Origin of the sequence: Marinobacter iranensis (assembly GCF_029207565.1) — a bacterium.
In the GTDB taxonomy this organism is placed as follows: Bacteria; Pseudomonadota; Gammaproteobacteria; order Pseudomonadales; family Oleiphilaceae; genus Marinobacter; species Marinobacter iranensis.
In genome coordinates this window covers 172,947-196,652 of record NZ_JANCMW010000002.1, presented here as the reverse complement: position 1 = coordinate 196,652, position 23,706 = coordinate 172,947, and the positions used below count along the sequence as shown (strand labels likewise).

21 protein-coding genes are annotated in these 23,706 nt (G+C 60.7%); 17 read left to right on the top strand and 4 right to left on the bottom strand.

Going from position 1 to position 23,706, the window contains the following annotated elements; genetic code table 11:
* Positions 1-20 precede the first annotated feature (20 nt).
* From NLU14_RS04160 to NLU14_RS04135, 6 genes are read left to right on the top strand one after another with little or no spacing between them, the layout of a single operon-like run.
* Complete coding sequence (locus NLU14_RS04160) at positions 21-1,187, top strand: HmuY family protein (protein WP_275704916.1); 1,167 nt, start codon at positions 21-23, stop codon at positions 1,185-1,187.
* 13 nt (positions 1,188-1,200) lie between these two features.
* Positions 1,201-2,298, top strand: a complete 1,098-nt coding sequence (locus NLU14_RS04155) for a hemin-degrading factor (protein WP_275704915.1) — start codon at positions 1,201-1,203, stop codon at positions 2,296-2,298.
* On the top strand, positions 2,289-3,146 hold the full coding sequence (locus NLU14_RS04150) for a heme/hemin ABC transporter substrate-binding protein (RefSeq protein ID WP_275704914.1): 858 nt from the start codon (positions 2,289-2,291) through the stop codon (positions 3,144-3,146). Before NLU14_RS04155 ends, NLU14_RS04150 begins: the two co-directional genes overlap by 10 nt.
* A complete protein-coding gene (locus tag NLU14_RS04145; protein WP_275704913.1) occupies positions 3,136-4,173 on the top strand; it encodes a FecCD family ABC transporter permease in 1,038 nt (345 codons plus the stop codon). The genes NLU14_RS04150 and NLU14_RS04145 overlap by 11 nt, the downstream gene beginning before the upstream one ends.
* 7 nt (positions 4,174-4,180) lie before the next feature.
* Positions 4,181-5,041, top strand: coding sequence for a heme ABC transporter ATP-binding protein (locus NLU14_RS04140; protein ID WP_275704912.1), 861 nt, complete (start codon positions 4,181-4,183; stop codon positions 5,039-5,041).
* 56 nt (positions 5,042-5,097) lie between these two features.
* Complete coding sequence (locus NLU14_RS04135) at positions 5,098-6,099, top strand: ChaN family lipoprotein (RefSeq protein WP_275704911.1); 1,002 nt, start codon at positions 5,098-5,100, stop codon at positions 6,097-6,099.
* A 30-nt stretch (positions 6,100-6,129) separates the two neighbouring features.
* On the opposite strand, the gene NLU14_RS04130 is transcribed toward NLU14_RS04135, so the two are convergent.
* Both NLU14_RS04130 and cra read right to left on the bottom strand, forming a co-directional pair.
* A complete protein-coding gene (locus tag NLU14_RS04130) occupies positions 6,130-6,666 on the bottom strand; it encodes a macro domain-containing protein (RefSeq protein WP_275704910.1) in 537 nt (178 codons plus the stop codon).
* 22 nt (positions 6,667-6,688) lie between these two features.
* Positions 6,689-7,672: a catabolite repressor/activator gene (cra, locus tag NLU14_RS04125; protein ID WP_275704909.1), complete on the bottom strand. Its 984-nt coding sequence runs from the start codon at positions 7,670-7,672 to the stop codon at positions 6,689-6,691.
* A 166-nt stretch (positions 7,673-7,838) separates the two neighbouring features.
* Here cra and ptsP point away from each other — a divergent pair, with 166 nt between their 5' ends.
* From ptsP to NLU14_RS04105, 4 genes are all read left to right on the top strand, one after another.
* Complete coding sequence (gene ptsP / locus NLU14_RS04120; protein ID WP_275704908.1) at positions 7,839-10,673, top strand: phosphoenolpyruvate--protein phosphotransferase; 2,835 nt, start codon at positions 7,839-7,841, stop codon at positions 10,671-10,673.
* Positions 10,673-11,647: a 1-phosphofructokinase gene (gene pfkB / locus NLU14_RS04115; protein ID WP_275704907.1), complete on the top strand. Its 975-nt coding sequence runs from the start codon at positions 10,673-10,675 to the stop codon at positions 11,645-11,647. Before ptsP ends, pfkB begins: the two co-directional genes overlap by 1 nt.
* Positions 11,644-13,383 carry a PTS fructose-like transporter subunit IIB gene (locus NLU14_RS04110; RefSeq protein ID WP_275704906.1) on the top strand — a complete coding sequence of 580 codons (1,740 nt, stop codon included), beginning with the start codon at positions 11,644-11,646 and terminating at the stop codon, positions 13,381-13,383. The genes pfkB and NLU14_RS04110 overlap by 4 nt, the downstream gene beginning before the upstream one ends.
* Positions 13,384-13,465: 82 nt before the next feature.
* Entirely contained in the window at positions 13,466-14,176 is a 711-nt protein-coding gene (locus tag NLU14_RS04105; protein WP_275704905.1) for an SIMPL domain-containing protein, read from the top strand.
* A 13-nt stretch (positions 14,177-14,189) separates the two neighbouring features.
* On the opposite strand, the gene NLU14_RS04100 is transcribed toward NLU14_RS04105, so the two are convergent.
* Positions 14,190-15,263, bottom strand: coding sequence for a beta-N-acetylglucosaminidase domain-containing protein (locus NLU14_RS04100; protein WP_275704904.1), 1,074 nt, complete (start codon positions 15,261-15,263; stop codon positions 14,190-14,192).
* A 161-nt stretch (positions 15,264-15,424) separates the two neighbouring features.
* On the opposite strand from NLU14_RS04100, the gene NLU14_RS04095 reads away from it, so the two are divergent.
* Complete coding sequence (locus NLU14_RS04095) at positions 15,425-15,889, top strand: ATPase (RefSeq protein WP_275704903.1); 465 nt, start codon at positions 15,425-15,427, stop codon at positions 15,887-15,889.
* A gap of 44 nt (positions 15,890-15,933) precedes the next feature.
* On the opposite strand, the gene NLU14_RS04090 is transcribed toward NLU14_RS04095, so the two are convergent.
* Positions 15,934-16,311, bottom strand: a complete 378-nt coding sequence (locus NLU14_RS04090; RefSeq protein ID WP_275704902.1) for a VOC family protein — start codon at positions 16,309-16,311, stop codon at positions 15,934-15,936.
* A 472-nt stretch (positions 16,312-16,783) separates the two neighbouring features.
* Here NLU14_RS04090 and NLU14_RS04085 point away from each other — a divergent pair, with 472 nt between their 5' ends.
* From NLU14_RS04085 to NLU14_RS04060, 6 genes are all read left to right on the top strand, one after another.
* Entirely contained in the window at positions 16,784-17,845 is a 1,062-nt protein-coding gene (locus tag NLU14_RS04085) for a PA0069 family radical SAM protein (protein WP_275705357.1), read from the top strand.
* Positions 17,846-18,026: 181 nt separating this feature from the next.
* Positions 18,027-19,103 (top strand): TRAP transporter substrate-binding protein, encoded by a 1,077-nt coding sequence (locus NLU14_RS04080; RefSeq protein WP_275704901.1) that lies wholly within the window; start codon positions 18,027-18,029, stop codon positions 19,101-19,103.
* 99 nt (positions 19,104-19,202) lie between these two features.
* Complete coding sequence (locus tag NLU14_RS04075) at positions 19,203-19,748, top strand: TRAP transporter small permease subunit (RefSeq protein ID WP_275704900.1); 546 nt, start codon at positions 19,203-19,205, stop codon at positions 19,746-19,748.
* Positions 19,745-21,040 carry a TRAP transporter large permease gene (locus NLU14_RS04070; protein WP_275704899.1) on the top strand — a complete coding sequence of 432 codons (1,296 nt, stop codon included), beginning with the start codon at positions 19,745-19,747 and terminating at the stop codon, positions 21,038-21,040. Before NLU14_RS04075 ends, NLU14_RS04070 begins: the two co-directional genes overlap by 4 nt.
* A 213-nt stretch (positions 21,041-21,253) precedes the next feature.
* Complete coding sequence (locus NLU14_RS04065; RefSeq protein WP_275704898.1) at positions 21,254-22,576, top strand: SAM-dependent methyltransferase; 1,323 nt, start codon at positions 21,254-21,256, stop codon at positions 22,574-22,576.
* A complete protein-coding gene (locus NLU14_RS04060; RefSeq protein ID WP_275704897.1) occupies positions 22,576-23,706 on the top strand; it encodes an NAD(P)/FAD-dependent oxidoreductase in 1,131 nt (376 codons plus the stop codon). The genes NLU14_RS04065 and NLU14_RS04060 overlap by 1 nt, the downstream gene beginning before the upstream one ends.

Here is a 23,706-nt window from a genome sequence, read left to right as displayed (position 1 = left end):
CATTCAAAAGGAACAGAACCATGAACCGTTCATCATCACTTCTTTCAATGGCCGTCGCCAGCGTACTGCTTTCCGCCTGTGGCGGCGGGAGCAGCAACGACATCTCTGATTCCGACGATAACGGCGGCGGTAACGGCCTGCCGGACAACGTCAGCACCCAGCAGATCAATGCCAGCAGCAGCGATACTGCCGCCTATATGAATCTTGAAACCGGTGAAGTGCTGACGATGACCGACGAAGAGGCCGCCGCCTCCAGCGACTGGCACCTGGCGTTCAAACGCAACAATATCCAGCTCAACAGCGGTGCTTCCGGTCCCGGCCAGGTTGCTGGCGCAGTCGCCGCCGACCAGGCGGACTTCTATACCAGCAGCGGCGAACCCAACGGTAGCGTTTTCCTGAATGCCACGGCCAACAGCGAGCTGGAGCACCTTCTGGCTCCGATGTCGGAACCCTCAAGCTGGACCAGTGATGCAGTAGTCAGCCAGTTTGGTGATGACTGGTACATTTACAACTTCAGCAACGGCAACATGACCGCGAACCCAGACAACGGTTGGCTGGTGCGCTCCGCCGAAGGCGACAGTTACGCCCGCATGCAGGTCAACGGTCTCGATTTCCCGACGCGAGCCGGCGAGGGCGTCAAGAGCTTCCAGATCGACTTTGACGTACAGCCGGCGGCCCAGGCCACCTTCACCTTCACCGCCACCTTTAGCGGCAGCATCCCGGGAACCGGCGGCGAGCTCTGCTTCGACTTCGACAGCGACGCCACGGTTAGCTGCGACACCGCCACCTGGGATGTCAAACTCGGCTTCGTCGATCGGGATTTCTACCTGCGCACCAACAGCGGTCCTTCCGGCGACGGCGATGGCGGCGCGTTCGGCCCTTTTGAATGGACCGAACTGGAAACCTACACCAATGCCACGGTCTCCGACGGCGGCGTCGACATCACCCATCATTACGAGGCCGACTCCAGCGGCGGCATCTTCACAAATTCCTTGTGGTACGCCTACAGCCTGCAGGGCAACCACAAGCTCTGGCCCAACTATCGCGTGTACCTGATCGACACCGACAGCACCGATGACGCATCGCCCATCTACGCTATGCAGGTCACTGGCTACTACAACGACAGCGGCGACAGCGGTCACCCAGCCATTCGCTGGACGCCCGTCGAACTGACCACAGCGAACTGAAGAGACCAGACCCATGGCAACCGAAACCACCGTTATGTCACCGAGGGATCAACTGGCTCAGCGCTGGGCGGACCTTCGTGAGGACAACCCGAAACTGCGCATCCGTCAGGCTGCCAACGAGTTACAGGTCAGTGAACTGGAACTGCTGCTCTGCCGCGAACCGGAGGATGTCCGCCCCCTGAAGCCCGAATTTTCGGCACTGCTGGAAGCGATGGAAAGCGTAGGCGAGGTCATGATCCTGTCCCGCAACGAACCCGTGGTGCATGAAGTCACCGGCACCTTCAAGGACTTCCACACCTCCAGCTCCGGGGCCATGGGGCTGGCGGTCGGGCAGATGGACGTTCGCGTCTTCTTCCGGAATTGGCACTTTGGCTACCAGGTTCAGGAACAGGTCCGTTCCGGGCTGCGGGAAAGCCTGCAGTTTTTCGATGCCCACGGCCAGGCTATCCAGAAAATCTACCGCACCGACAATACCGACGCTGAAAGCTGGCAGGTATTAATCGGCCAGTTCCTGGCGGACGCCAGCACCACGCCCGATATCCAGCCACCTCGCGCACCCCTGAAACGTGCCGACAGGCAGGAGATTAACGCCGAAGCCCTGCGCCAGGACTGGGCCAGCCTGAAGGATGTCCACCACTTCAATGCCATGCTCAAGCGGCATTCCGTTGATCGGCTGACGGCACTGGAACTGGTCGGTCCCACCTACGCCAGGCGACTGGACAGTGGCAGCAACGAGACAATGGCCCTCGAGCAGAACGCTTTGGGCCACCTGTTGACGCTTGTGCAGAAAAGCCAGTGCCCAATCATGGTGTTTGTCGGCAACCCCGGCATTGTCCAGATCCATACCGGCCCGGTCGGGCGGGTGGTGCCCACCGGCCCCTGGCTGAACATCCTCGACCCGGCGTTCAACCTCCACGCCAACGTGGCGTCGATCCAGCAGTGGTGGCGGGTACAACGGCCCAGCAGCGACGGCCCGGTGACCTCCCTGGAGGGTTACGACGCCAACGGCGAACTGGTCATCACCCTGTTTGGCGCCCGCAAACCCGGCCAGCCCGAGAGCCCCCAGTGGCAACGTGAAATGCGAACCCTGGAGAGCCAGCTATGCGGTTGATTACAGCCCTGTTCTGCGCCTGCGCGATGACCGCCGCCCAGGCGCAGGAAAGCAGGATCATCAGTGCCGATGGCGCCATCACTGAAACCATCATCGTCCTGGGGGCCGGCGAACTGCTCGCAGGCGTGGATACCACCAGCCACTACCCGCCGGAGGCCATCGCCAAACTGCCAAAAGTGGGTTACCTGCGGGCGCTGCCGGTGGAGGGCGTGCTTTCACTGAGACCCACCCGGTTGATTACCACCGAGGAGGCCGGCCCCAGACAGACCCTCGACCGCATTGCGGCTGCCGGTGTCGATGTGGTGCAGTTGCCCGTCGCCAGGGACGTAGCGTCAGCACTGGCGAGGATTCGCCGTGTGGGTGAACTGGTGGATCGTGAAGCACAGGCGGACAACCTTACCCGGCAGATTGCGGATGAGATCGAGACCCTGAAACAGGACATGGCCGGCAAGCCCCGCGCCCGGGTGCTGATCCTGCTGGCCGCCGGCGACCACGGCGTCATGCTAGCCGGAAAGGACACCGCGGCCCATGCCCTGCTCCAGTCCCTGGGACTGCAAAGTGCCCTGTCGGATGTCAGCGGCTACAAACCCGCCAGCCGCGAAGCGTTGCTCGCCTCCGACCCGGACGCCATTGTCATAGCCGAGGCCCGCCCCGGTCAGTTCCGGCAGGAGGAGTGGCCCGAGCTGACACAGCTCAGGGCCTGGAAACATGGCAACCGGGTAACCGCCAACGCCATGATGCTGCTGGGCTTCGGCCCTCGCCTGGCGGAGGCCCTGCAGACCGTCGCCGCCACTGTTCCCGATGAAACAGCGCTCAGCGATGCGGGGCCCGGCGCCCATGCACACTGAAGACGTGCGTCGCCTGCAGGCACCGATCGGCTATGGCGCACTGCTTGCCCTGATTGCCGGCGCCGCCGTACTGGCGATATCCAGTGGTGCCTATCCGGTGACCGTTGCAGACCTGGCGCGGATGATCACCGGCAACGTGGCAAACGACAGCACTGCGCAATTTGTGCTGTGGGAAGTCCGCCTGCCCCGTTTGCTGCTGGGGTTGCTCACCGGTGCGGTACTGGCGGTTTCCGGCGCCCTGTTGCAGGGACTTTTCCGTAACCCGCTGGCCGACCCCGGATTGATCGGCGTGTCCAGCGGAGCTGCACTGGCGGCAGTGGCGGTGATTGTACTTGGCGGTAGCGGCCTGGCCGGCTGGACAGCCCTCACCGGGCGCTGGGCGCTTCCCCTGGCCGCGTTCATAGGCGGTACCGTGACCACGCTGCTGGCCTGGCGCATCGCCCACCGCCAGGGCCAGACCAGCGTCGCCCTGCTGCTACTGGCGGGCATCGCCATCAACGCCATTGCCGGCGCCGGAACCGGCCTGCTGACCTACCATGCCGACGACAACGCCCTGCGTTCACTGACGTTCTGGACCATGGGCAGTCTGGCCCATGCCCAATGGCAGGATCTCTGGATGGCCGGCCCCTGGATGCTGGTAACCCTCATCATCGCGCCCCTGCTGGCGCGCCCTTTGGACGCATTCCTGCTCGGCGAACCGGTGGCGGGCCATCTTGGCTACTCCACCGCCTGGGTGAAACGAGGGGCCATTCTGCTGGTTGCGCTGGGGGTGGGCGCAGCAGTAGCCGTAACCGGGCTGATCGGGTTTGTCGGGCTGGTGGTGCCACACCTACTTCGTCAGCTATTCGGGGCCGGGCATCGCCTGCTATTGCCAGCCTGTGCGCTTGGCGGCGGTGCGTTGCTGGTCATAGCGGATTGCCTGGCCAGGGTTATCGTTGCTCCGGCGGAATTGCCCATTGGGCTGGTCATGGCGCTGCTCGGCGGTCCGTTTTTCCTTGCCCTGCTAATGCGTAACCGTTTTTCCTGAGGCCCTTATGCATCAGAAGCCGCTGTTGAACGTGAACAATCTCGACCTCTGGCTTGCCAAGCAGCAAATCCTCGACGACATCAGTCTGTCGCTTACCCAGGGTGAGCTAGTGGCACTCCTCGGCCCCAACGGCGCTGGCAAGTCAACGCTGATACGGGCCCTGGCGGGGGAAGTCCGCGTGCCAGCACAGACTGTACGCTTCGACGGCAAAGATATGAACCAGTGGTCCAGGGCCGCGCTCGCCCGTCACCGCGCGGTTATGCCCCAGAAAGTCGACCTGCAGTTCCCGATGACGGTGGAAGAGGTCGTTGCCCTGGGACGCCCACGGGAGAACCCCACGCAACGCCGGCGCATTATCCGTGCCTTGCTGGCACGGTTGGATATCACCCACCTGGAAACCCGGCTTGTTCCCACCCTGTCCGGTGGTGAGCAGCAACGGGTCCAATTGGCACGTGTGCTGGCACAGGTCTGGGACCGGCCAGACCCTCGCCTGCTCCTGCTGGACGAGTGTACCTCGGCTCTTGACCCGGCACACCAGCAACAGGTGTTCCAGCAACTACGCCAATTGGCCAGCGAAGGGTTCGGGTTATTGGTGGCAGTCCACGATCTGAACCTGGCAGCCCAGTACGCAGACCGGCTGGTGCTGATGAAAGCCGGAAAGATCTTCGCCGAAGGACCGCCGGCCTCGGTGCTGACAGAGCAACACCTGCGGGAAGTGTACGGGCTTGAGTCGCGGGTGGAACTGTTACCGGAGGGCTACCCCCTGGTGATTCCCCAACGGCCGCGAACTGGCCACCCGACCGACTTAGGCGGGCAGCCGTTACCCTGGGAACGATTGACTGGCGTGGAATACCGTCGCATCGTATAGGCTCCGACAAGCTCCTCATTCCCGCCCCAACGGGGTAACCAGGTTAGCGGCTTCCTATGTCCCACGCCTCCATCGTATTTTCCGTTCTGGCAATCCCATTTATTGCGGGCTGCTCCCTGCTGACACCCGTGCCGGAGCAGGACCCACCGCAAACCTACTACCACGCCCCCGTGGTGGACGCCGCCTCCGGCACACCGGTATCACTACCCCAACTGGCAGAGCGCCTTGCAGACCAGGACGTGGTGGTGATTGGCGAGTACCACGGCCACCAGGGCGCGCACCTGTTGCAGTCCCGGCTGCAGGCGCACCTATATCGGCACCGCCCTGACCAGGTATTGACCATGGAACAATTCGATGTGGATCAACAACCGGTTCTGGACCAGTACCTGAATGGCGAAATCGGAGAGGAGGAACTGATTGCAGACGCTGGCGCCTGGCCGAACTACCAGCACGCCTACCGCCCCCTGGTGGAATTTGCCCGGCACAGGAACCTGCCGGTGATCGCCGCGAACGCGCCCGCCGGCATTGTGCGTTGCGTAGGACGCAACGGCACCGATTACCTGGATTCCCTGCCCGAAGAACACAAGCGCTTCCTTCCCGAGTCGCCCTTTGCCGGCAACGAGGCGTATCGGGAAAAGTTCTTGGGTGTAATGGGCGGCAGGCACGGTTCCGCAGACGATGAACGAATGCAGAACACCTACAACGCCCAGTTGCTGCGGGACAACACCATGGCAAGCCGGATACTGGAAGCACGGGAAAGTCACCCCGGGCATCAGGTGATTCACCTCACGGGTACCTTCCACAGCGAGGAACGCCTGGGCACCGTAGCATCCCTGCTGCAGCGCGAGCCTGGCCTGTCGGTAACCGTCATCAGCCCGGTGTTCATGGGACAACCTGCCGGGCAACACGGCCGTGAACTACCGGTTGCCAACAACCGGCGTAAAGGGGACTACCTGTATTTCCTGTTGCCCCTTCCCGAGGAATACCGGGACGAGGAGCGCGGGCGCGAGGCAATGATGGAGCAATTCCGGAACGCCCCCAAGACAACCTGCAAGTAAAGCCTGTCGGGCAGCAGGCCGGGAAATGGCTTACGGCCCGATTGTCGACAGACAGCGACTAAAGACCTGCTCGTCGGAGGCTCCGAACAACACAAAGCGCACCCGCTTTACGTTCTCCAGCCGCGGCAGGACCTGTTTTACCGTATTCATGGCCACCTCGGCCGCGCCTTCCACAGGATACCCGAAGGCACCTGCCGAAATCGCCGGAAACGCAATGGATTCAACGGCCTTGCTGTCCGCCAGCTCCAGCGCATTGCGATAGCACTCCGCCAGCCACTGGTCAGACGGCTCATCAACGCCATAAACCGGCCCCAGGCAGTGGATGACGTATTGGTTCGGCAGGTTATGGGCGCTTGAGATAACGGCTTCACCGGGCCGGATTGGCGCCATGGGCTGGCACTCCTCCGCCAGCCCCGGTCCCGCAGCGGAATGGATCGCGCCGGCAACGCCGCCACCGGGCATCAGTTGTGCGTTGGCCGCATTGACCACCACCTCAATATCGTCCTGGCGGGTAATATCACCGCGAACGCATTCCACGGTTTTTCCATTCAGTTCAACCTGTGCCATGGGAGCCTCCCCAGCCATCGACTCAGCGGCGCCGTTTCAGCGAGCGGTTGATGATGATGGTCTCCGGCTCGCTGTGACCTGCGATTGCTGCCAGCGCACGGTCCAGCGTCGCCTCGGCAATGGCCTCATGTTTCTGTGGTAATGAGTGAACCCTGACCGGCAGGAAATCCAGCAGCCGGTCATCCCCGAAGGTAGCCATTCTGAGCGACTGCGGCAAGCCATCCGGCTGTTCAAGAAGAACATCAAGAACGCCCTGCATCAGCGTGTAGGAGCCGGTGATCAGCGCATCGGGCAGCCCCTGTTCCGCCAGCACCCGGCGCATCAGATCAGCGCCGGATGCCCGGTCGTAGTGGGCGCCGCTGTAGACAGCCCATCGGCCACTGCGATTCTGCGCCACATCCTCGAAGCCCTCGCGGCGTTCGCGGGTCATGGCCAGCGCTGGCAAGGCATCAAGCCACACCACCGATCCGCTACCCGGCTCCAGCACGGATCGGGTCAGTGCGGCTGCACCCTTGCGGTTATCGCTGACCACGCAACTGATCACGCCCGGCGACTGGGCCCGGTCCACCGCAATCACCGGCAAGTCATCCTGTTGCAATCGCTGGTAGAAGGGATCATCCGGCGCCAAGGCGCTGGCGACAATCAGGGCATCGCACCGCCTGGCTTTCAGGGACCGTGCCAACTCGCGCTCGGTTTCCGGGTCATCCCCGGAGCCGGCAATCAGCAACTGATAGCCCCGGGCACGGGCGCCCTGCTCCAGCAGCTTGGCCAGGCGGGCGTAACTGGCGTTTTCCAGGTCCGGCAGGATAAATCCCAGGGTGCGACTTGCCCCGCCACGCAGCGCCGCAGCCTGGGGGTCAATCTGGAAGTGATTGTCCCGGGCGACAGCCAACACCTTATCGATCGTCGCCTGCTTGATTCTGCGGGCCGGCCCCTGGCCATTGATGACATAGCTGGCAGTCGTGCGGGACACCCCCGCCAGACGGGCAAGTTCTGCAAGGGTCATAGGGCCAAATCCTCCTGGGCACAGATTGCTTGATTTCTGATCAGATCTGTTTCATGATTCATTCTATGTTTGCTGACACGATTCAGCAACCCGAATTTGCACTGGCATTGGCCCCCCTCAACCGCCAATGCCGAGATCACACAACAACAAGGCGAGGCTAAACCCCATGCTGACGCTAACAGCCAATGATATCCGCCTGGGCTGCACTGCCACCGACTGGCAGGACGCCCTTACCCAGGCCAGCCAGGACCTGCAGGAAGCGGGCCGGATCACCCCCGATTACCACGCAGGCATGCTGGCAAGGGAGCAACAGTCCTCCACCGTTCTTGGCAACGGCATTGCTATTCCCCACGGCACACCGGAAAGCCGTGATGCCGTCACCAGCACCGGCATCCGGGTGTTGCAGTTTCCGAAGGGAGTCACCTGGCACGACAACGCCACGGTGACTGTACTGGTCGCCATTGCGGCCCAGTCAGACGAACATCTGGATATCCTGCGCCACCTGACCCGCGTGCTGGACAAGCCGGGCCTGGCGCGGAAACTGGCCGAAGCCGACGACGCCGAGGCGTTGGTTACCCTGTTATCGAAGGAACCGGTAGTCCCCAAATGCGACGCCCAGACCCTGTGCCTGGGCGTGAACACCCGGGCCACCAGCGAACTGGCCATGAGCGCCGCCGCCCGACTCCAGGGCCTGGGCTGTGTCGACTCCGCGTTCATGAAGGAAATTGTCAGTCAACCGCCGGTTGGCCTTGGCCAGGGCTTCTGGCTGGTTCACCACAGCATCGGCAGCATCAGGCCAGCGCTGGCACTGGCTACCCCCAAAGAGCCCAGTGACGAACTTGCTGGCGTTTTCTGCCTGGCAGGCCCCGGCGACGATTGTCGGGAACTGCTGGAACGCATCGATAATTTCCTGGCCCAGAATACCCCCCTGGAAAGCCAGTCCGTGGACGCCGTGCTGTCACGGCTTTCCGGCGAACAGGCCAATGCGGTCAGCGAGCGGGTAAGGCTGCTGAATACCCACGGCCTTCACGCCCGGCCCGCCAAACAACTGGTTCAGGAAGCCCGGCAACACAACGCCGATATCCGCATCCGCCTGGCAGAGGGCGACGGCAATTCCGTCTCCGCCATCAGTCTCACGCGCATCATCGGCCTCGGCGCCCGGCGGGGGCAGACCCTGATCATCTCCGCAACCGGCGACGACGCAGAACAGGCGGTAAAGGCGGTTTGCCAGGCCATCAGCGACGGGCTTGGGGAAACAGTATCCCCACTGCGACATCACGAGAGCCAGCCGGAGTCAGCGGAGCCGGAATCCGCACCAGAGCCGTTGGCCGACGACGAGCCCCTGAAAGCCGTGGCCGCCTCACCCGGCCTGGCACTGGCACCGGCCTTCGTGATGCGCCAGCCAACCCTGGACTACCCCGCCACCGCCAGCGATGCCAATGAGCAGACTGCACGCCTTGGCCGCGCCATCGATGAAGCCGATGGCCAACTGCGCACGCTGATTCGCCAGGCCGAAGGCGGAGAGGCGGCGCCTATACTGTCGGTACATGTGGAAATGCTGCAGGACGACGATCTTTACCAGGCCGCCCTGGAAGCCATCAACGAAGGTGCTTCCGCCGAGGCCGGCTGGTGGCGGGCGATTGATACCGCAGCCCGGGCCCAGGAGGCCCTGGCCGACCGGCTGCTTGCGGAACGGGCAGCAGACTTGCGGGATGTTGGCCGACGCGTGCTGGCCAACCTCTGTGGGGTGGCCATGCCCACGCCGCCGGATGAACCCTATGTGCTGGTGGCGGACGACCTTGGCCCATCCGACGTGGCAAGGCTGGATACCCAGCGGGTTCGTGGCCTGATTACAGCCCGTGGCGGCGCCACGTCCCACAGCGCCATTCTGGCCCGTGCGCTGGGACTGCCCGCCGTGGTCGGGGCCGGAAACCGTATCCTGACCATCAGCGATGGCACCGACCTTGTGGTTGACGGTGAGCGCGGCTGCCTGGTACCCAACCCAGGCGCCGAGCGCCGCGACCGCATCAACCGCCGGCTGGATCAGCTCACCCGCCTGCAGGCACAGGCCCATGAATGCCGCAATGAGCCGGCCACCACCACCGATGGCCACACCATCGACGTCTGCGCTAACCTCGGAAATACCGCCCACACACCGGACGCCGTGGACCGGGGCGCCGATGGCATTGGCCTGCTGCGCACCGAGTTCATCTTCATGGAGCACCCGGAAGCGCCGGACCTGGACACCCAGGTGAAGGAATACCGCCACGCCTTCGACGCCCTCGACGGCCTGCCGCTGGTGGCACGCACCCTGGACGTGGGCGGTGACAAGCCACTGGACTACTGGCCTCTGCCCCACGAGGACAACCCGTTCCTCGGGCTGCGTGGCATTCGCCTGTCGCTGACCCGTCCGGAAATACTGGAAACCCAGATCCGTGCGCTACTGACGGCGGCCGACAACCGCCCGCTGCGGATCATGTTTCCCATGGTCAAGGACCTGGAAGAGTTCCGCGCGGCCAAGGCCATTGTCGAGCGGGTACGCGCCGAAATTCCCTGCCAGGGCCTGCAGGTGGGCGTGATGATTGAAGTGCCTTCCTGTGCCCTGCTGGCTCACACCCTGGCGCCGGAAGTGGATTTCTTCTCGGTAGGCACCAATGACCTCACCCAGTACACCCTGGCGATTGATCGCGGCCATGGCCAGCTCTCGGCTGAATCCGACGGCCTGCATCCGTCGGTACTGCAACTGATCCGCATGACGGTGGAAGCCGCCCACGCCCACCAGCGCTGGGTGGGTATCTGCGGCGAACTGGCTTCCGACCCCCAGGCCATTCCGGTATTACTGGGCCTGGATGTGGATGAATTGTCGGTCACCAGCCGTCGGGTGCCCTTGGTGAAAGCCTGCATTCGCGGTTTGAGCCGGGAACACGCCCGTGAGCAGGCGAAACTGGCCCTGGGCAAAGCCACCGCAGCCGAGGTGCGCGACGCCCTGGAGACGCTGTAATGGCACGCATACTCACCATCACCCTGAATCCGGCGCTGGACCTGAACGTTGAAACCGGCACGTTTAACCCGGGTAGCGTAAACCGCTCACGGACCACACGCCTGGATGCAGCCGGCAAAGGCATCAACCTTGGCCGGGTGCTGGCCCGGCTTGGTCACACCGTAACCGTGTCCGGCCTGCTGGGCGAGATCAACGCAGCCCCCTTCGAGCGCCTGTTCGCATCCGAAACTCTCGAAGACCGTTTTATCCGCGTTCCCGGCCAGAACCGCATCAATGTAAAGATCGCCGAAGACGGCGGCCGGGTAACGGATCTGAACGGCCCGGGATTCGATGTCTCCCCGGAGGCACTTGGCCGGCTTAAAGCCCGTCTTGACGAGCTGCTGACTGACTATAACGCCGTTGTCATTGCCGGCAGCCTGCCCGGCGGCTTCCCGACCGATGCCCTGGCTGAACTGATCAGCCTGGTGCGGGCAGCCCATATTCCCGTATGGCTGGACACCAGCGGCCCGGCCCTGAAAGCCGGGCTTGAGGCATTGCCAGACGGTATCAAGCCCAACGTGGATGAACTGGCCGAGTGGGCTGGCCGCCCGCTGGGAAGCCTGGATGCCATCGCCGAAGCGGCCCGCTCGCTCCAGGCCACTGGCATTGCCGATGTGGTGATCTCCATGGGAGAAGAAGGCGTGCTCTGGCTGTCACCGCAGGGCAACTGGCTGGCCTCACCGCCCCGGGTGACCGTCACCAGCACGGTTTGCGCCGGCGACACGCTGCTGGCTGGCATGATCCACGGACTTCTCGAACACCACCATCCTGAACAGGTGTTGTCTACGGCCACGGCGCTATCCGCGGAATGTGTACGCCACGTTGGCGTTGGCGACCCGCAGGCCGACGACTTCACCCAACTGATCCAGAACACCCGCGTCACTCTCTTCACCCCCTGGCCCGGGCAAAACAACAACGGGGAGATACCATTATGAAACTGATCATCGTTACTGCCTGCCCCCAGGGCGTTGCCACCAGCTTCCTGGCGGCCCGGGCCTTGGAACGTGCGGCACAGCAGAAAGGCTGGGAGACCAGCACCGACATTCGCAATCCGCAGCAAGAGGCGCCTGCCCTGTCCGAAGACGTCATCGCTTCGGCGGATCTGGTGATTGCCGCGACGGGAACACCGACGGATCTGAACGCCTATGCCGGCAAGCGCCTCTACCAGATTCAGGTAACGGCCGCTCTGCCAGATCCGGCGGCAGTGCTTGATCAGGCAGAAGAACTGGCCGAGCCCTACCAACCATCTGAGACATCCGAACCGGAAGTCGCTGCCCCTGACTCCGCCGGCAAGCGCATTGTCGCCGTCACCGCCTGCCCCACCGGTGTTGCCCACACCTTCATGGCGGCAGAGGCTCTGACCGGTGCCGCCACGGCAGCGGGCCACCAGATACGGGTGGAAACCCAGGGCTCCGTGGGCGCCCAGGACCCGCTGACCGCGGAAGAAATCGAGGCGGCGGATGTGGTGATCCTGGCCTGCGATATCGAGGTGGACCCCAGCCGCTTTGCCGGCAAGCCCCTATGGCGCACCTCCACCGGTAATGCCCTGAAAAAGCCAGGGCCAACCATTGATGAGGCATTGGCCAATGCCACCGTCGAGGAAGGCTGGAAGAAAGCGGCCTCAGCGGGAGGTGGCGAGAAACACGGCCCCTACAAGCACCTGCTGACCGGCGTGTCCTTCATGCTGCCCATGGTGGTGGCCGGTGGCCTGCTGATCGCCCTGTCGTTTGTGTTCGGCATTGATGCCTTTGAAGAGGAAGGCACCCTGGCCGCAGCACTGATGCAGATTGGCGGCGGTACCGCCTTCCAACTGATGATCCCGCTGCTGGCCGGTTATATCGCCTGGTCCATCGCTGACCGGCCTGGCCTGGCGCCGGGTATGATTGGCGGTTACCTGGCGAGCACCCTTGGTGCCGGTTTTCTTGGTGGCATTATTGCCGGTTTCCTGGCCGGCTACGTCGCCCGCTTCATCAGCCAGAAGCTGCCGATGCCGGAGAGCATCGAATCCCTCAAACCCATCCTGATCATCCCGCTACTGGCCAGCCTGGTGACGGGCCTGGGTATGATCTATGTGATCGGTGAGCCCGCCGCTGCGCTTATGGATGCACTGACCGGCTTCCTGGAGGGCATGGGCACCACCAACGCCATCCTGCTGGGCGGCATTCTCGGCGCCATGATGTGCTTTGACCTGGGCGGGCCGGTGAACAAGGCCGCCTACACCTTTGGCGTGGGCCTGCTGTCGGAAGGCAGCGGTGGCTCGGCCCCCATGGCGGCGATCATGGCCGCTGGCATGGTGCCGGCCATCGGCATGGGTGTGGCCAGCTTTGTGGCACGCGCCAAGTTTGCCGAAGCCGAACGGCAGGCCGGGCGGGCGTCGTTTGTGCTGGGGCTGTGCTTTATCTCCGAAGGCGCTATCCCCTTCATGGCCAAGGACCCGCTGCGGGTGATTCCGGTGTGCATGGTGGGTGGTGCTATCACTGGTGCGCTGTCCATGCTGTTCGCCGTCAAACTCATGGCGCCCCACGGCGGCCTGTTCGTACTTGCCATTCCCAATGCGGTGAGCGCGGTGCTGCCCTATGTGGCGGCCATTGCCATTGGCTCGCTGGTGATCGGATTTGGTTACGCGATGGTCAAGACTGGCAAGGCCGAGGTGGCTGCGACCACGCCCTGAGCATACCTCTATCCGGGGGCGCTTGACGCCCCCGGCATTTGCGGCGATTGTATCCACCAGATCCCCACACAAGGACGCCGTGATGAAACTCCTGTCTACCCTGATCCTGGCAATTGCTGCCATTGTCTCAGCCTCCCTCATCGCCGACGGACTAACCGGGCTACGTACCGGCGACCGTTTCGTCACCGTCAAGGGCGTTGCGGAACGGGAGGTGCAGGCGGACCTGGCACTCTGGCCCCTGCGTTTTGTGGCTACAGGCGACAGTCTGGACGAGGCCCGTGAAAAAGCCCACAGCAGCCGCGAAACCATCATGGCCTTTCTCAAGCTCCAGGCCATCGATACCGAAGCCGTGGAACTGCAACGCCTGGACGTCACCGACACCCGCGCCAACCCTTACCAGGACACCGGAAACGGCCAGAAATTCATCATCAACCAGACCCTGATGGTCCGCAGTGACAACATTGATCGCATCCGCCAGGCCGCCCAATCCGTCGGTGAACTGGTGGATTCCGGTGTAATCCTGTCATCCGACTACGGCCCGGCCGGGCCCACTTACCTGTTCAACAGGCTCAATGACATCAAGCCGGAGATGATTGCCGAGGCCACCGCCTCTGCCCGCGAAGCTGCCGCACAGTTCGCCAGGGACGCAAAAACCGAACTGGGGGACCTGCGACGGGCCAACCAGGGCGTGTTCCAGATCCTGGCCAGGGACCAGGCACCGGGTATCAGCGAAGGACAGCAGCCGGTTAAAACCGTCCGGGTGGTGACCACCGTGGAATACTACCTCAACTAGCTGACCGCCCCGGTTACTGGGTTTGCACCATTTCATCGGTGACCTGATACGCTCCGGCCAACCAATGCAGGATTTCCCTCGCCGCCGGATGATCAAAGTGACGGTAGCATTCGGTCAGCGCCTGGCGACGCTCATCACTGATCCTGTGCAGCCCCGTGTCCTGCAATACAAGCAGGTCGGCCGCTACCTGCCGTGCCAGTTCCTTTCCCAGAACCTCTTCCGCGGCCCGCTGGAATGCGCGGCCGTATTGGTAGCCCGGCCCATGCTCGTAGCTGCGTGCCAGCGTAATAGCCGGGATCGTTGTCAGGATTGGCTGTAACGCAGGATTGATGGCGTGCCCTGCCAGGTACTGACTGTTGGCCGCAGGCCGGCCGGTAAACCCGCGCAGGTGCAGGTGGCGGGACATGCGGTCACCGTCGTTCACCGGGTAGTTGTCCCACAGCACCGGTTTGCGCCCCAGGGCCTCCGAAACGCGTTGCAGGTGCCCCGGTGATATTTCCCGGGAACAGACTTCCTCCCCCGTCCAGAAAACCTGAACAGACGGATCCAGCGCCTTGCCCAGGTCCTCCAGGTAGTGGTCGGGGCGCTGGCCAAACACCCGATCCAGAACCGGATCATCGGAATAATAGCTGGGGCAGACCGTCAACCGATCGGCACCACTGCGCTCGGCCACCCAGTGAATGATGTCCGCCTGGCGCCCCGCCAACTCCGGCGTGCCGCTTTTCATGTCATCAAACAGGATTGCCAGATCCGTGATACCCAGGCGATCAAAGGCCGCCAGCTTTTGCGCCAGCGCCGTTTGCGCCGCACCGTCAAAGTTGTTGAACACCTCGAACGGGCTCAGGCCGATACCGAACCGCACGCCCTGGTCGCGGCAGAAGCGGGCAAAGTCAGCCAGTTCCCTGGCCTCGGAATCAGGATGAGGCTCATTCCAGCGGCGTCGGAGAAAAACATCCGCCTTGGGCGCGTACCAGTAGTTGCGGTAGCCGTGGGGCGCAAGCGATTGCACCACCTGCCGGCGCTCCTGCCAATTCCAGAGCGGGCCATAGAAGCCTTCAATGATTCCCAGAGGAGGTTGGTCTGACATTGGTTTTTCCATTTTACCGGTGCAGGTGCAGACTGTGTTTTGCTGAGGTTATCGCATCAGTCTGCAGGGGTCACCGGACAAGTGCACGAATGTTCGCTAAACTTTCTTTATTGCCAACTAATCAGATGCCCCCGGGGCATGTCGGCCAAGGAGCTTATCGAATGGATATAAAAACCTTTGAAGACCTGATTGAATGGGCCCGCCAACTTCATGGCCACCTGTCCCGGTGCCTGTCCGAGAGCTCCACGGAGAACCAGGGGGAGCGTGCAAGAGCGTTGCTCGCGTACTTGGCGGATCACGAGTCTGAGCTTGAACGAATTACGGCGGAGTTTGAGAAGCAGGCGGAGACCAAGGCACTAAAAACAAGACTCTATGATTACCTGAACAGCGAACACCATCCCATCAAGACCCACCGCACCTGCGACGGACACTACGACGACCTGGACTTTGACGGCATCGTCCGTGAAATCTTCGACTTTCACGATCAGCTTATAGACCTCTACGACAGCCTGGCCGGCAAGGCAGAAATACCTGAGGCAAAAGAACTGGTAGAGTCGCTTCGCGCCATGGAGGAGCACGAAGCCATGAGGCTGGCGAGACAGATTGGCATGATGGACGACGTATGATGATTAACCGCCTGGCTCACGCGCCGGTTTGGAACGGTTAATCACTACTGTGCCGCTTCATCTACCTGAAATAGTCCAAATGTGTTCCCTTCAGGATCGACGAAGTACCCCTGCCAACAAGCCCCTGGAACTGCAAACTTTGGCAGCGCAATCAATCCGCCCAATCGCTCAACTTGGGCGGCAGCCTTATCAAAAGCCGGAACTTCCATTGAACAAACATACGCATTCGTCCCACACTCACTCGGTGGCATAGCTCCAGGGCGCTCCAGCAAACCTCCGTGAATGCCTTCCGTTTCGATCCGCCAGTAAGGAATCGGCAGGCCTTCCTGCTTCACAAACTTCCAGCCGAACACGCCTTGGTAGAAGGGAATTAGCGCCTCTGGATCAGTCGCCTGGATCTCAAAATACGCAACCGTATTCATTACTGGCCTCCTATTGTTCTAACGCCAGCGGCAGGGGAGCGACGCCAGAAGTCTCCCTTGACCGCACTTATTACACATTGACTGAGTACTTGAGGTCACGCGCTTCATCTCCAGTCATACCTCGAAACCCCCAGCAGCAAGCTGGCTGTTCCTTTATTGTCACTTCGACGTCCGCGGGTGAAATGCCAACCTCCGACTCATATCTCAATTCAAATATTCCTCAAAACTAGGTAGAAAACCCCTTCAGGTCAACGGCTTCCCAATAATTTCTTTCCGGGTCAACCAAGCAAAAATAGTCGTCACGGTTACTATCCCCGCCTAACGGCTATTAGCCCAAGCAACTGATTTAAAATAGAATTAAGCAGTTGGTAGATTGGCTACCCAGTTCATGGTCGCGGCGACCATTTTTCCGGTTGCCAGTGTTCTTCGACCAACATAAACTGTACGTACATACAGTATTTTGGGCCCAATGATGAAAACGCGCGCGACACCGCTCAATCCACAGAACCGCTTCCAGCCCATTGCTACCGACCGCCAATACGATGACGGCTGGTACCGGGACCCCGCCGACGATACCTGCCCGGATTCCCTGGCAACGGAAGTGGTGGATGAGCAGGTACGCACGATTATCAGCCGGAACCAGTCACCGGATATCCCGTTTGACCAGTCCATTAATCCGTATCGTGGCTGCGAACACGCCTGTATCTACTGTTTCGCGAGGCCCACCCACGCTTACTGGGACATGTCGCCTGGGCTGGACTTCGAAACCCGGCTGATCGCCAAGCCCAATGCCGCGGACCAGTTGCGCAGGGAGCTGGACAAGCCCGGTTACCGGGTCTCTCCCATTGCCCTGGGCATGAACACCGATGCCTATCAGCCGATTGAAAAACAACGGGAAATTACCCGGGATATCCTGAAGGTGCTGGCTGAGTATCGCCATCCGGTGTCGATTATCACCAAAGGTGCGCTGATCCTGCGTGATCTGGACCTGTTATCGGAACTGGCAGACCAGGGCCTTTGTTCCGTCCGGGTCAGCCTGACCACACTGGACAACACCCTGAAACGCCAGATGGAGCCCCGGACCGCAGCGCCGGCCACACGTCTGAAAATCATTCGTGAACTGACTGCTGCCGGGGTACCAAACGGTATTATTCTTGGCCCGGTGATTCCCTTCATTAATGACCATGAAATTGAGGCGATACTGGAGGCCGCCGCTGGTGCCGGCGCCCAACGGGCAAGCTGGATCATGCTGCGCTTACCCCTGGAGTTGGATGAACTGTTCCAGGACTGGCTTCAGCGACATTTCCCGCAGCGCGCCGGGCACGTGATGGCCCGTATCCAGGATCTCAGAGGGGGCAAGAGTTACCAGTCCCGGTGGGGCGAAAGAATGACCGGTACAGGCCCCTATGCAGAGCTGGTGCGGCAACGCTTCAACAGGAAAGCCAGAAGTCTGGGCCTGGGTCGACATGAAGCCGAACCACTGCGCACCGATCTGTTCCAGCGGCCCGATGGCGAGCAGATGCCTCTTTTCTGAAAGCAAGCCGCACCAAGGGAGTGCAACCCCCGGAAAGTGCTAAGACCTATGTCTTAGAGAAAGTGGTTTTTCGTTCCGTTGGCTGTCGATTATTGCTAACTTGGCCTAGAGTAGAGAGTTACTCATCCCGAAAACGGGAGAGGCTCTTACCACAACAACGACAAAAGAGGCTAGAAGAGCAATGAAGATCCGTTCTGTTCTATCCGCGGCTGTGCTGGCTATAGCAACTACCTTTGCTTCCACACAGACCCTCGCCCAAGACACCTACACCCTGCGCCTGGCAGAAACCTGGGGCCCCAACTTCCCGATTTTCGGTGATACCACAAAACGGTTCGCGGAAAACGTCGAGAAGATGTCCAATGGCCGTCTGAAGGTCCGTATTGATTCCGCAAACAAGCACAAGGCGCCGTTCGGCGTGTTTGATATGGTCAAGGCCGGCCAGTACGACATGGGCCACTCCGCGTCCTACTACTGGAAAGGCAAGGTCCCCAACACCCTGTTCTTCACCAGCATGCCGTTCGGCATGAACGCCATGGAACAATACGCCTGGTTCTACCACGGCGGTGGCATGGAACTGATGCAGGAGGTCTACGAACCTCACAATATGCTGTCGTTCCCGGGCGGTAACACCGGCGTCCAGATGGGCGGTTGGTTCCGTAAGGAAATCAATTCGCTGGAAGACCTGCAAGGCCTGAAGATGCGTATCCCCGGCTTTGCCGGTGAAGTATTCGCGGAAGTAGGCGTTAACCCAACCAACATTCCACCGGGCGAGCTTTACACCGCGTTGGAACGCAATACCATTGATGCCGTCGAATGGGTAGGCCCTGCGCTGGACCTTCGCCTTGGTTTCCAGCAAATCGCTGACTACTACTACACCGGTTGGCATGAGCCCGCCACGGAACTGCAGTTCCTGGTGAACAAGAAGGTGTGGGAAGAATTGCCTGCCGACTTGCGGGAAATCATGCGCGTAGCCATGCGCACAGCTTCCTACGACATGTTGGTTCACTCCCAGCACGCAAACGCGGAAGCCTGGGCCAACATCAAGGAAGAGTACCCGAACGTACAGATCAAGAAGTTCCCGCAGGAAATCTTCCAGGCAATGCACGAGGCCAACGAGAAACTACTGAAAGAAGCGGCGGCAAACGATGAGCAAGCCGCAAGGATTGTAGAGTCCCAACAGGAATATCTTGAAAAGAGCCGGGCCTACACGGACATTTCCGAGCGGGCCTATCTCAACACAATGGCAGAAGTCGAGTAACATATCGGCAGTAACTGAGCCGGGATCGCTCTAAAGGTGGTCCCGGTTTTGTCGTTTATAGCAATCGGAAATCGCCAGTTCGCTGGCGGAGGACAATCAATGCGTTGGATTATCAAGCTGGACGAGGGCCTGTCATGGCTGTCCATTTTTTGTGGCTGGGTGGCCTGTGCCGCAATGATACTGATGGCAGGCAACGTCTTCTACGATGTGGTGGCCCGCTACGCTTTCAATGAAGTTTCGATCGGTATGCAGGAGATGGAGTGGCACCTGTACTCAGTGGTGTTCCTGCTTGGGATCCCTTACGCACTGCGCACGGACGGCCATGTTCGGGTAGACGTTTTCTACACTCGCTGGAGTGACAAAACCAAGGCCTGGGTCAACATGGTCGGGGCTGTCATTTTTGTCATTCCCTTCTCCTACCTCATCTGGAACTACGGTTATGATTTTGCCCTTGAATCTTACCGGATGGGCGAAGGCAGTGGTGACCCGGGCGGCCTGCCCCATCGATGGATTATAAAGAGTGTGATTCCGGTATCCGCGGTCTTTACCGGCATTGCCGGGGTCAACATGGTGACCTTCGCCCTGCGGGTCCTGTCCGGTGAGAAGACCTACGAACCCAAGCACAGCGCGGAGGGCCTCGCATGATCGGTATGATTATGTTTTTAGCCGCCCTCATCATGCTGATGGTAGGTTTTCCGGTTGCCTTTACCTTTGGTGGCGTCGCCCTGTTTTTCGGCATCTTCGCCGAAGGCATGGATCTTTTCGCTTTCATGCCCTATCGCATCATGAGCGTGATGCAAAACACGGTGCTTATGGCGGTTCCGCTCTTTATCTTCATGGGCGTGGTCCTACAGCGTACAAGGCTGGCCGAGCAGCTACTGACCTCCATGGGCCGACTGTTCGGGGGGCTGCCCGGGGGGCTGGCCATTTCGACCATTCTGGTAGGTGCCCTGCTCGCGGCTTCAACAGGCGTGGTCGGCGCCAGTGTGGTTGCCATGGGCCTGATCTCGCTGCCGGTGATGCTCGCCCACGATTACGACAAACGGCTTGCTACAGGGACCATCTGTGCCGCCGGCACTCTGGGCCAGATTGTTCCACCTTCGATCATCCTGATTATTCTTGGTGATGTCCTGGGCCTTCCCGTAGGGGACCTGTTCAAGGCCGCGGTGATTCCGGGCGTGGTCCTGGTCGGCCTTTACATCTTCTATATTCTGGTGCTGACCCGCTTCCAGCCGCAAATGGCACCCGCCATGCCGGACGACAGTGGCCTGTCCCGTAAAAAGGAAATCTTCGCGGCCCTGCTGGCGATTATTCCTCCCCTGGCACTGATTGTGGTTGTCCTTGGCTCCATCTTCGCCGGCATTGCCACACCGACGGAATCTTCCGCACTTGGCGGTATCGGCGCCATCGTGCTGGCGATCATCTACCGCCAGTTTTCATTCAAGATGGTGTGGGATTCATCGAAGGATACCGTCAAAGTCACCGCCATGGTGTTCGCCATTCTGGTGGGTGCAACCGCGTTCTCCATGGTCTTCAGCTATACCGGCGGCGATTACCTGCTGGAAGAGTGGCTGCTGCAGCTTCCCGGCGAGAAGTGGGGCTTCATTATCCTGGCCATGCTGGTGATCCTGGTGCTGGGTTTCTTCATCGACTTTGTGGAAATCTCGTTCATCATCGTGCCGATTCTGGCTCCGGTGGCGGAGGCCATGGGCATCAACATGCTGTGGTTCGCCATTCTGATTGCCATGAACCTGCAAACCAGCTTCCTGACCCCCCCATTCGGGTTCAGTCTGTTCTATCTCAAAGGAGTGTCGCCCCCCGGGGTACGAACCACGGATATCTACAAAGGGGTGTTGCCGTTTATCCTGATGCAGATACTGGTTCTGGCGATGATTGTCATCTTCCCCGAATGGTTTGGAATGAGTTCAACCTACTGACATCAGTCAGAATACCGGGGCCAGGAGGCCCCGGTATGTCATATTTTTAACCCCTCCTATGGATACCATAGCCCCCTTTTAATTTTCCCGGGATATGACAAACCACGCTTGTTTTCTATACTAACAAGGAAACAGGCGATTCTCAGTTGTGAGATCGGGACGCGCCCTGATGCTGAATTACTTTGACCAGCGGCGAAAGGGAGACATGGACCCATGAATCAAAGTACCGCCCGGAAGACCTCTGCGACTACCGACGATCATCAGGAGGACAGGCCTCACGTTCTGACACTGCCTTTGGAAGACCAGCAGGCAGACCGGGAACCCCATAGCTATGAACGCTGGCTGCTTGCCAAACTGATGCGCATGGCGGGTTCCCCGCCGGTTAGGTTCCAGCTATGGAACGATGAATTCGTAGGGCCCGAGGTAGGCCAGGCCCGCTTTACACTAAGACTGACGGACCCCAAGGCCCTGTATGCCCTGGTCACCAACCCTAACCTTGCATTTGGTGACCTATACAGTGCCGGGCGCCTTCAGGTGGAGGGCGACCTGTCGGATCTGATGGAGGCGCTTTACCGCTCCCTGCACAACGCACGGCAACAATGGCCCAGGTGGCTCGAGGCACTGTGGCGCAACCATAATCCACGCCCAACCGGTGTCTCCGAGGCCAGGGAAAATATTCACCACCACTATGACCTGGGCAACGAGTTTTACCAGCTCTGGTTGGACCAGGCTGAAATGCAGTACACCTGTGCCTACTATGAAACTCCCGAGCTGACCCTGGAACAGGCGCAACTGGCCAAACTGGAGCACGTTTGCCGCAAACTGAGACTGAAGCCGGGAATGACAGTTGTTGAAGCAGGCTGTGGCTGGGGTGGCCTGGCTCGCTACATGGCCCGCAACTACGGCGTAAAGGTTCACTCCTACAACATCTCGAAAGAACAACTGACTTACGCCCGGGAAGAAGCCAGGCGCCAGCAGTTGGACCACCTGATTGATTACGTCGAGGACGATTACCGCAATATCAGCGGGCAATACGATGCGTTTGTGTCCATCGGCATGCTTGAGCACGTCGGCAAGGACAACTACCAGGCCCTGTCAGAGTTGATTCGGCGTTCCCTCAAACCCAACGGTATCGCACTGCTGCACAGTATCGGCCGCAACCGCCCCATGCTGATGAACGCCTGGATCGAGAAACGTATTTTCCCGGGCGCCTATCCGCCCAGCATCTCCGAGTTTATGGGCATTTGTGAGCACGGTGGCTTCTCCGTGATGGATGTCGAGAACCTGAGATTGCACTATGCCCAGACCCTGACCCACTGGATGGAGCGGTTCAGGAACAACATGGACAAGGTAACCGGAATGTACGATGAGCACTTTGTCCGCGCCTGGGAGATGTACCTCGCCGGGTCGATAGCGGCCTTCCGGACTGGATCACTGCAGCTGTTCCAGGTGGTCTTTACCCACGGCGAGAACAATCAGCTACCACAAAGCCGTAAAGACATTTACAGGTCCCCCGCCGCCCCGGAGGCGTACTGATGGAATACTATGATCTGATCATCGTTGGCGCCGGGCCTGCAGGATCAACCCTTGCCCATGCGCTGCAGGACAGCGGCAAACGCATCCTGGTTATCGACAAACAGGACTTCCCAAGGGACAAGACCTGTGCCGGCTGGGTCACGCCAGCGGTGATGCAAAGCCTGCATATTGATACCGATGATTACGGCTCCAGACACACCCTTCAGCCTATCCAGCAATTCCGGATCGGCATGATGGGGCAACCGGCCGTGGAAAACGACCACGGCGAAGTTGTCAGCTATGGCATCCGGCGTTGCGAGTTCGATGCCTACCTGCTGAACCGGGTCACAGCGCCGAAACAACTGAAAACGCCGGTCAAGTCCATCGTGCGCCGGGATGGCAACTGGGTGATCAACGACACCTGGGAGGCGCCTCTGGTTGTGGGCGCAGGTGGCCATTTCTGCCCGGTGGCGAAGTTGCTTGGAGAGGGCCCCGGAAGCCATGAGACTGTGGTTGCGGCCAAGGAAGTCGAGTTCGAGATGACACCCCGGCAGGCCGAGACCTGCGAGGCCCGCGGTGATACTCCCGAGCTCTGGTTCTGCCGCGACCTCAAGGGCTATGCCTGGGTGTTCCGCAAGGGTAATTTCCTCAATATCGGCCTTGGCCGGGAAGACAATCACAAACTGACAGAGCACCTGCACGCATTCGTCGACGAAATGAAGTCCGAAGGGCGCATACCGTCGGACTTGCCGGGCAGGTTCAAAGGCCATGCCTACCTCCTCTATGCCCATGCGGAAAGGCCCCTGGCCGACGATGGCCTGTTACTGATAGGTGATGCCGCCGGGCTGGCCTACACCCAGAGTGGCGAAGGCATCCGCCCGGCCATCGAATCCGCGCTGATGGCCGCGGACATTATCCGGGATCGGGAGGACTACTCCGCCCAGTCACTGCAAGCCTATGGCGAAGCCATCGCGAAACGTTTTGGCAACCGCGCAGTGGCCCAGGACAACGGCTGGCAGGTGCCGGATTGGGTCAAGATGCCACTGGCCAGCACCCTGATGCGGTCGCACTGGTTTACCCGCAAGGTGGTCACCGAGAAATGGTTCCTGCATCAGCAGGTGCCACCGCTTGAAGCTTTTGCTCACGGCTGA

Excerpts from the sequence above, each read along its gene's own strand:
- NLU14_RS04160 (WP_275704916.1), top strand. The coding sequence starts at position 21 with ATGAACCGTTCATCATCACTTCTTTCAATGGCCGTCGCCAGCGTACTG.
- NLU14_RS04155 (WP_275704915.1), top strand. The coding sequence starts at position 1,201 with ATGGCAACCGAAACCACCGTTATGTCACCGAGGGATCAACTGGCTCAG.
- NLU14_RS04150 (WP_275704914.1), top strand. The coding sequence starts at position 2,289 with ATGCGGTTGATTACAGCCCTGTTCTGCGCCTGCGCGATGACCGCCGCC.
- NLU14_RS04145 (WP_275704913.1), top strand. The coding sequence starts at position 3,136 with ATGCACACTGAAGACGTGCGTCGCCTGCAGGCACCGATCGGCTATGGC.
- NLU14_RS04140 (WP_275704912.1), top strand. The coding sequence starts at position 4,181 with ATGCATCAGAAGCCGCTGTTGAACGTGAACAATCTCGACCTCTGGCTT.
- NLU14_RS04135 (WP_275704911.1), top strand. The coding sequence starts at position 5,098 with ATGTCCCACGCCTCCATCGTATTTTCCGTTCTGGCAATCCCATTTATT.
- NLU14_RS04130 (WP_275704910.1), bottom strand. The coding sequence starts at position 6,666 with ATGGCACAGGTTGAACTGAATGGAAAAACCGTGGAATGCGTTCGCGGT.
- cra (WP_275704909.1), bottom strand. The coding sequence starts at position 7,672 with ATGACCCTTGCAGAACTTGCCCGTCTGGCGGGGGTGTCCCGCACGACT.
- ptsP (WP_275704908.1), top strand. The coding sequence starts at position 7,839 with ATGCTGACGCTAACAGCCAATGATATCCGCCTGGGCTGCACTGCCACC.
- pfkB (WP_275704907.1), top strand. The coding sequence starts at position 10,673 with ATGGCACGCATACTCACCATCACCCTGAATCCGGCGCTGGACCTGAAC.
- NLU14_RS04110 (WP_275704906.1), top strand. The coding sequence starts at position 11,644 with ATGAAACTGATCATCGTTACTGCCTGCCCCCAGGGCGTTGCCACCAGC.
- NLU14_RS04105 (WP_275704905.1), top strand. The coding sequence starts at position 13,466 with ATGAAACTCCTGTCTACCCTGATCCTGGCAATTGCTGCCATTGTCTCA.
- NLU14_RS04100 (WP_275704904.1), bottom strand. The coding sequence starts at position 15,263 with ATGTCAGACCAACCTCCTCTGGGAATCATTGAAGGCTTCTATGGCCCG.
- NLU14_RS04095 (WP_275704903.1), top strand. The coding sequence starts at position 15,425 with ATGGATATAAAAACCTTTGAAGACCTGATTGAATGGGCCCGCCAACTT.
- NLU14_RS04090 (WP_275704902.1), bottom strand. The coding sequence starts at position 16,311 with ATGAATACGGTTGCGTATTTTGAGATCCAGGCGACTGATCCAGAGGCG.
- NLU14_RS04085 (WP_275705357.1), top strand. The coding sequence starts at position 16,784 with ATGAAAACGCGCGCGACACCGCTCAATCCACAGAACCGCTTCCAGCCC.
- NLU14_RS04080 (WP_275704901.1), top strand. The coding sequence starts at position 18,027 with ATGAAGATCCGTTCTGTTCTATCCGCGGCTGTGCTGGCTATAGCAACT.
- NLU14_RS04075 (WP_275704900.1), top strand. The coding sequence starts at position 19,203 with ATGCGTTGGATTATCAAGCTGGACGAGGGCCTGTCATGGCTGTCCATT.
- NLU14_RS04070 (WP_275704899.1), top strand. The coding sequence starts at position 19,745 with ATGATCGGTATGATTATGTTTTTAGCCGCCCTCATCATGCTGATGGTA.
- NLU14_RS04065 (WP_275704898.1), top strand. The coding sequence starts at position 21,254 with ATGAATCAAAGTACCGCCCGGAAGACCTCTGCGACTACCGACGATCAT.
- NLU14_RS04060 (WP_275704897.1), top strand. The coding sequence starts at position 22,576 with ATGGAATACTATGATCTGATCATCGTTGGCGCCGGGCCTGCAGGATCA.